The sequence below is a fragment of the Methylobacterium sp. E-045 genome (genome assembly GCF_022829685.1).
Classification (GTDB): Bacteria; Pseudomonadota; Alphaproteobacteria; order Rhizobiales; family Beijerinckiaceae; genus Methylobacterium.
Window position 1 is genome coordinate 26,700 of the sequence record NZ_JAKSYE010000102.1, and the last position, 8,035, is coordinate 34,734.

General features: G+C 61.8%; 3 protein-coding genes and 2 pseudogenes. 2 read left to right on the plus strand and 3 right to left on the minus strand.

The features are described 5' to 3' along the window. Positions 1 to 364: 364 nt before the first annotated feature. Positions 365 to 1,467 (minus strand): annotated as a pseudogene (locus MKK51_RS20300) (IS5 family transposase). A gap of 77 nt (positions 1,468 to 1,544) precedes the next feature. Between MKK51_RS20300 and MKK51_RS20305 the strand changes: the two are divergent. After that, positions 1,545 to 3,704 (plus strand): annotated as a pseudogene (locus MKK51_RS20305) (efflux RND transporter permease subunit); the annotation flags it as partial. 165 nt (positions 3,705 to 3,869) lie between these two features. On the opposite strand, the gene MKK51_RS20310 reads toward MKK51_RS20305, so the two are convergent. Beyond that, complete coding sequence (locus MKK51_RS20310; protein ID WP_279601247.1) at positions 3,870 to 5,366, minus strand: amidase; 1,497 nt, start codon at positions 5,364 to 5,366, stop codon at positions 3,870 to 3,872. Between the two features lie 881 nt (positions 5,367 to 6,247). On the opposite strand from MKK51_RS20310, the gene MKK51_RS20315 reads away from it, so the two are divergent. Further along, positions 6,248 to 7,177, plus strand: coding sequence for a helix-turn-helix domain-containing protein (locus MKK51_RS20315; RefSeq protein ID WP_243980250.1), 930 nt, complete (start codon positions 6,248 to 6,250; stop codon positions 7,175 to 7,177). 430 nt (positions 7,178 to 7,607) lie between these two features. On the opposite strand, the gene MKK51_RS20320 is transcribed toward MKK51_RS20315, so the two are convergent. Beyond that, positions 7,608 to 8,035, minus strand: a 428-nt coding sequence (locus tag MKK51_RS20320; RefSeq protein ID WP_243980252.1) for a helix-turn-helix domain-containing protein, incomplete at its 5' end; no start/stop codon positions are given.

The following is an 8,035-nucleotide window of genomic DNA, read 5'->3' on the forward strand; positions in this document are numbered from 1 at the left end:
CGTTGATAGGCCGGTGCTGACCCATCGCGGATTGCACGAAGGTCCGGTCTTCGGCATAGTATTACTGGTCCTCAGCTTGTGCATCCAGTGAGGGCACCCGCGTCTATCTCGCCACCACAGGCCGCCTGATCGAGAACGACGGGGATTTGTATCGAGGGCCGACGCTTGGCGTGCCAACGGAGGTCTGGAGCACCAGGCAGCAGGTGTTCGCGCCCTATCAGGCTGCTGAAGAAGTCTGGTTTGGCCCTCTGCATGGATGATGTTGGCTGTTGCGGCGGGGACCGGCGCTTTCGAGGCGGTCCGGTTCGGCACCTTCGGCGGCACCTCCGTTTCCGGAGGTGAGTCCCGGCCCCGGGCCTACCCCTCATCCCGCCGACTGGGCCAGGAGCTTGGGCAGGCGCACGAGGTTGTAGGCCGCCGCCGCGAAGGTGAAGACCGCCTCGACCTTGGGCTTTGACCGGACCTTCACCTTGGCCAACCCCGCCTGGACCTTGATCCAGCCGAAGACCTCCTCCACGCGCTTGCGGCAGCGCAGACTGATCGCGTAGCTGGGATGGCGCGTGGTGCGACCATCGATGGCCGTTTTGCGCGGCTTGCCGGATTTGGACACCGCCCCGTTGAGGCGATGTGGGGCGTGACGCGGCGCGCCCGCAGGTCGCCGACGAAGGCCCGGACATCGTAGGCCTTGTCCGCCCCCAGGGTGATCCGGTGCCGGCGCGGATGACGGTCGAGCATCGTCAGCGTCGCCTCGCGCTCGGCGGTCCCCGTGGCATGGGTCAGCGTGGCGTCCACCACGAGCCCGTTGCGGTTCTCCATCAGGGCATGGCCCATGAAGCACAGCCGGCTCTCCTGGCCCGCGCTCTTGCGATAGAGCCGGGCATCCGGATCGGTGGTCGAGGCATGGGTCTCGTTCGAGCGCGTCTCCTTGCGGAAGTCGCGTTCGCCGTTGCGGCCCGGTCCCGGCGGCTCGCCCGAGCCGTCTTTCGGCCGGAAGCTCTTCATGCTCGCCCAGGCCTCGATCAGCGTGCCGTCGACGGAAAAGTGGTCGCTCGACAGGAGCCGCTTGACGGGCTTCAGGGCCATCAGGCCCGAGAGAAAGGCGCGGGCGACATCCGCCTCCAGCAGCCGGTCGCGGTTGTGCGTGAACACCGTCGGATGCCAGACGGCGGCGTCCATCTCCAACCCGACGAACCACCGGAACAGCAGGTTGTCGTCGATCTGCTCCATCAGCATCCGCTCGGACCGCACGGAGAAGAACGCCTGCAGCAGCGTCGCCCGCAGCAACATCTCCGGCGGGATCGAGGGCCGACCCATCCCAGAATACAGTGCCTCGAAGCGTCCGTTCAGCCCGGCCAGGACCTCGTCGGCCAGCGCCCGGATCGGCCGCAAGGGATGATCGGCCGGAACGCGCTCCTCCAGGCGGATGTAGCTGAACAGGCTCTCCGACCGTTCCTCACGCCCGCGCATCGCTCGACCCCCAACCCGCCACGGACAGAGTGAATCATCTCAGAGACAAGCCGACCAGCGACTTCTGCAGTAGCCTGCTAGAGGACAACGGCGAGGGCTACGTCGTGCGCGCGGCCGGTCGCCTGGAGACCATGGAGGACATCGGCTCGGTCGTCGTGACCACGCGCGGGGGCGTGCCCGTGCGCATCTCGGACATCGCCGAGGTCCGCATCGGCAAGGACCTGCGGACCGGGTCCGGCAGCGAGGACGGGCAGGAGGTGGTCATCGGCACCGCCCTGATGCTCATCGGCGAGAACAGCCGCACCGTCGCGGCGGCCGTCGACGCCCGCATGGCCGGGATCCGGCGCACCCTGCCGCCGGGCGTCGAGGCGCAGACCGTCCTCAACCGGACCTTGCTGGTCGAGGCCACGATCCGGACGGTGGCGAAGAACCTCGCCGAGGGGGCCGCCCTAGTCATCGTCATCCTGTTCCTGCTGCTCGGCAACATCCGCGCCGCCATCGTCACGGCGCTGGTGATCCCGGTGGCGATGCTGATGACCATGACCGGCATGGTCCAGGGCCGCATCAGCGCCAACCTGATGAGCCTCGGCGCCCTCGACTTCGGCCTCATCGTCGACGGGGCCGTCATCATCACCGAGAACGCCCTGCGCCACCTTTCGGAGCGGCAGCAGGAGCTCGGGCGCAGGCTCGACCTGGAGGAGCGCCTGGAGACGGTGCGGGCCTCGGCCGAGGAGATGATCAAGCCGTCCCTCTACGGGCAGGCCATCATCATCCTCGTCTACGTCCCGCTCCTCACCTTCACCGGGGTGGAGGGCAAGATGTTCGAGCCGATGGCGCTCACCGTCATCATCGCGCTCGTCTCGGCCTTCGTCCTGTCGCTGACCTTCGTGCCGGCGATGATCGCCATCGTCATCACCGGCAAGGTCACGGAGAAGGACAACGTCCTGATCCGCGGGCTCAAGGGCGCCTACCGCCCAATCCTCGGCGCCGCCCTGCGGGTTCCGATGACGTTCGTGGCGGCCGCCCTGGCGCTGCTGGTCGGGGCCGGGGTCCTGTTCACCACCCTGGGGCAGGAGTTCATCCCCCAGCTCGACGAGAAGAGCATCGCGCTGAACGCCCAGCGCATCCCCTCGACGTCCCTGACCCAGTCGCAGGCGATGCAGTTGAAGGTCGAGCAGGCCATCAGCCGGTTCCCGCAGGTGGCCTACGTCTTCTCGAAGACCGGCACCGCGGAGGTCGCCTCCGACCCGATGCCGCCGAGCTCGTCCGACACCTTCGTCATGCTCAAGCCGCAGGAGGAATGGCCCGACCCGAGCCTGACCAAGGCGGCGTTGCAGGAGGAGATCGAGAAGGCGCTCGGGGGTCTCGCCGGCAACGTCTACGAGTTCTCCCAGCCGATCCAGCTTCGGTTCAACGAGCTCCTGGCCGGCACCCGCGGCGACCTCGCCGTCAAGGTGTTCGGCGACGAGTTCGAGCCGATGCTCAAGGCCGCCAACCAGGTCGCCACGATCCTGCGCGGCACAGAGGTGCTGACGACGTCAAGGTCGAGCAGACCGCCGGCCTGCCGTTCCTGGAGATCAAGATCAACAAGACGGAGGCGGCGCGCCTCGGCCTGAGCACCTCCGCGATCCAGGACGTCATCGGGGCGGCCATCGGCGGGCGGGAGGCCGGCATGGTGTTCGAGGGCGACCGCCGCTTTCCCATCGTCGTGCGCCTGAACGACAAGGTCCGCGAGGACCGCGAGGCCCTGGAGAACATCCCGGTGCCACTGCCACCCGGCGTCAACGGGCGGGCCTCCTCGGTGCTCCTGAAGCAGGTCGCGAGCTTCTCGGTCACCGAGGGCCCGAACCAGATCTCGCGCGAGAACGGCCGCCGTCGGGTCGTGGTCACCGCCAACGTGCGCGGCCGCGACATCGGTTCGCTCGTGGCCGAGGCCCAGGCCAAGGTCGTATCGGGGGTGCAGCTTCCGGCAGGCTACTACGTGACCTGGGGCGGGCAGTTCGAGAACCTGGCCTCGGCCCGCCAGCGCCTGATGGTGGTGGTGCCGGTGTGCTTCTTCCTGATCTTCCTGCTGCTGTTCTCCGCCCTGAACTCGGCCAAGGACGCGTTGCTGGTGTTCAGCGCGGTCCCTCTGGCACTGACCGGCGGCATCGCGGCCCTGTGGCTGCGGGGGATGCCGTTCCGGTCGTTGCTCGTGTGGCAGAGAACGGCGCCCGTGAACGCCGCCAGAGGTTTGCTGGCCGAGTTCGGCGTCGTCGCCGGCAAGGGCATCCAACGGGTCGACGAACTGCGTCGGCGCATGGCCGATCTTGACGCCGAGCTGTTCTCCGATGAAGCGCGCATCCTTGACGCTCTCAAGCGTCTCCCTGCACCATCTGTCTGATTCAGCGCAGTCGGGACGTTCAAACGCAGCTATATGCACTGGCCGCGCGATAGATTGTGACTTCGTCATAGTGTTTTGCCGTAAGCATCGCACCGACAGGTAGGCCGTTCGCCTCACCACAAGGGACAGACATTGATGGGTGACCAGTGACGTTGAACGGCGCGGTGTTCGTGACGTGTTCGAAGGCGCGTTGCAGATAGGTCGCCAGCGAAACGTCCACCTCCGGCAGGCGCGGAGCTTGCATGGGTGTCGTCGGCATCAGAAGAAGGTCGCATGTGGATAGTGCCACATCATACGCAGCATTCAGGCGGCGGCGGATATTTTGAGCCTTGCTGTAGTATCGCCCCCTATGATGCTTAATGAAAAATTCTGCGGTCAGCATCGATGCCTTCACAGAATCGGACAGATCATTGGCACGCTCCCGCCATGCAGCGTGCGCGTCAAGAAGACTGGTCGTGTACAGGCCCTTCCAATTCATGCCCATCCCGTTTCCGCGCATCATCTGCCATTGAAGGCCCTCAAGGATAATGGGCGTCCAGATCGCAGGAGCCAAAAGATGCATTGGCACCGAGATTTCCTGTACGTCCGCTCCAAGCTCGCGCAGCTTTTCACCGTATGCACGCACTGCGGCATCCACATCCACCTCGCTCGATGGATGGCCAAAACCTTCCTTCACCACACCTATTTTCAACCCTTTAATGCCTGCGCCGAGACCATCGGTGTATTTCGCAACCTTCGGAGCGTTCTGGCGTGGATCAAGGCCGTCTTCGCCGGCTAAAACTTCCAGCAGCAGAGCGTTGTCCTCCACCGTTTTGGTCATCGGGCCAAGGTAGTCGACCGTCGCTTCAATCGGCATCGCACCTGTATATGGTACGAGCCCATAAGTGGGCAGCATGCCGTAAATCCCGCAATACGAGGCAGGAATTCGCACGGATCCGCCCTGATCGCCGCCAACAGCCATGTCTGCTTCGCCAAGTGCGACCACCACTCCGTTTCCAGCAGAAGACCCCCCGGAGGTATGTTCCATCTTGTGAGGGTTATGGACTGGTCCGCTGGAATTCGTATGACTGCCACCTGACACACAGAAGTGCTCGCAGTGCGTCTTTCCGAGAATGGTGCCGCCCGCATCGAGAACGCGGGTTACGACTGTCGCATCGATGTCCGGGGTATATCCTTCCAGTGTCACCGAACCATTCATCATCGGCACGCCTGCAACACAAATATTATCCTTGATGGCGATTGTCTTTCCCGCCAGTGCGCCGGTTGGCGCTCCTTTGATCTCACTTTTGACATACCACGCGTTGTGAGGATTTTCGTCGACACAGGGACGATAGCCTGAAGTGCGCGGATACTTGACGATAGGCTTCTCGTCGGGCATCGCATCGATCAGGTCATAGGCTCTAAAATTGCCCTCGCACGCTGCCATAAATTCTTGCAGGCGATTCATATCCATCGACATGCCGAGATCGCTGACGATGTCTTCCATTTGCCCGAGGGAAGGTCTTTTAACCGGCATATAAGTACTCCTTTGCTCATTGCATGTCATCGAGCCGGGAGTGCCCCGGCTCTCTTTTCGTTTGCCATTAGGAGCCTATTCGGCGTTGGCAGACGCGGCACTCTCGGCACTCTCGGCACTCGGGAGTGTGATTGTGTTGATCTGGCCCGAACAATCGACACATCCTCGGTCCGCAACGCCAGTGACCGGAAACGGATGGCGCAGCGCCACTTCCATCGGCATGTCCGGATGGGGTGTTCTGGAATCATGGTCATAAGAGACATGCCCGGCAACTGCCGGCTTTCTGGTGAAGACCACCAACATATCTCTTTGCGATTCACAGGCCGGGTCTGTCTGGAAGACCGGTGAGACGGTATGCTTGCGCTCGCCATCAAAGTTAAACAACGTATCCAGATCTGTAGGTATCTGCTATTTATACTAACGGCGTTTGCGAAGATTGCTGTGCTGCCAAGGACAAATCATTTGCCCTTGCGGGACAGGACGATAAAATTTCGAGGGCGGATGCAGAGCGAATCCGACCTCGATATCAGTGATTGCCGGCCGTACAGAGGTGACAATTGCGTCGCAGTATAGTGTGATATGCCGTGCCACAGGCAGGAAAGGTCGCAATGTAGACAACCATCCGCGAGACAATGGCGTCATTCTGCTTACCAGGGCGAATTGGGCAAGCTTAACGAGTGGCCGGAAATGGCACTCTGCCTCCACCCAGGGCATTCCAAGAGTGAACGCAACCGGGAATTCTCTCAATCCACTCCTCGATGCCATTCCGCTCAATGGCGCGAAATTTGCTCGAAATCGGAGGTGTTACGCTTGGCTTACGTTGAAGCTTAAGTCCGGAAGCCTGAAATAATTTGAGGTGCGGCCCGAAGGGACCACAACAGATGGAGCACATCTATTCAACTGCCGACGTGGAGATCACTCATCGCTACCAGTATTGGCACGATGTTGTTGTTCAACATTGCATTCCCGCTGCGAGCCGAACGCTGACTGATGGTCCTTTCGAGGGACGGCTATCAGTGCGCGCCGTTGGTGCAGTTGATATCGTTGAGATGACTGCTGATGCGCACCATTGGAGGCGTGATGCGCAACATTTACGTAGCGGGCCTGAGGACAATTTATGGATTGGATATATGCATGAAGGCCGAGCCGAAATTGCCCAGGACGAGCGGGCGGTGAGTTTTGCGAGTGGCGACATGGTGCTCTACGATGCCGCCCGGCAGTTTGATTTTTCGTTGATGCCACAATGTGCCTATCTCATCCGGTTTCCGCGAAGTTTGCTGTTGCAACGTTGCCCAGGCGCTGAACGCTTGACCGCGCGCATCATAGATCAACAAAAGCCAGCTGCGACCCAATTGCGTGCATTGATAAAGCAGGCGGTAGATATAGATTTCTGCGGAATGCGTCCAAGCACCGCGATCCAGTTCGGGTGTACGTTACTTGATCTGGCAGCTATTGCGTTAGAATTCCAAATGGAAGAAAAAGACCCGGTTAGAGAACGCGACCTTTACGGACGTATTTCAGCTTACATTCTGCGTCACCTCGAAGATCCGGAGTTGAATCTCGAAACAATAGCCGCGAAGCACAATGTCTCGACACGCACCGTAACTCGCGCTTTCGCTCGTCATAACAAAACCCCTATGGGCATGGTATGGAAGCTGCGTCTAGAAGCAAGCTACAGAGCGCTCGCCGAAGGCCGTTCGCGCACCGTGACGGAGGCAGCGTTCGACCACGGCTTTTCCGACTTGTCACACTTTAGCCGCTCTTTTCGCAAAACTTTTGGTTACTCGCCGCAAAGGCTACTGATCCGTTGACGGCATAAGATTTACATTTCTACGTTCTGCCGCGTTGCCGTTCTTGTTCAGCGTCGAGAGAGTCCTCGTACAAATAAGCCTCACGCTTTCGGCGTTGCGCCCAGCCTGACGAAAAACTCAGGGTCTTCTCTGATCGGGGTATGCACTGATGCGGTGGATGTCCCCACCGAACGGCATCGCGTATGCTTCACGGTTCAATCGGAACCGATCGAAGGGGTCATCGATGACGACGAACATCAGCAGAGCTATGCAGGATTTTAGGTGACGGCGGCGGTCAGGCGGCGCGGTGATCTGGGCTCGCGACGACCTCGGTCCCGTCGCGGACGATGACGCCGGCCACGACCTTCGGCAATTGGTTTTCGCCCCTCAGCCGGCGCCAGGTTTTCGATGCCGCCATCCCAGACCAAGTTGCAAGCCTTGGCAGCCTAACTCAAACCAAATGGCCTCCGGGAAACACGGCGCGGTTCACCGGGTCGTGCGAACGCTTGAACGTGCGCACGCGGTGCGGCTGCAGGCGGTGTGCGTCACAGATCCTTTGCACGGCGCGCAAGTGGATCCCGACACGCTTCGCCGGGGCCCACACAGGCCACGTGGAGACGCTGCTCGGCGCCTCCGGACAGGTCAGTCCCGGCCAGTCCGCCACCGTCCGGGTGGCCTGACGCTCGGTGCCTGTTACACGTCTCTTGACGCGTAGCAGACCCTCGACGCCCTCCTCGGCAAAGCGCTGCTGCCAGGACCAGACCGCGGACGGAGTGAAGCCGGCTTGCCGAGCCACGTCTTGCACGGTCAGGCTCTTGCCTGAAAGCAGGACGCTCCGGGCGCGCAGAATGTGCTTGCGGGGCGGGGAGCGTACACCCG

Excerpts from the sequence above, each read along its gene's own strand:
- MKK51_RS20310 (WP_279601247.1), bottom strand. The coding sequence starts at position 5,366 with ATGCCGGTTAAAAGACCTTCCCTCGGGCAAATGGAAGACATCGTCAGC.
- MKK51_RS20315 (WP_243980250.1), top strand. The coding sequence starts at position 6,248 with ATGGAGCACATCTATTCAACTGCCGACGTGGAGATCACTCATCGCTAC.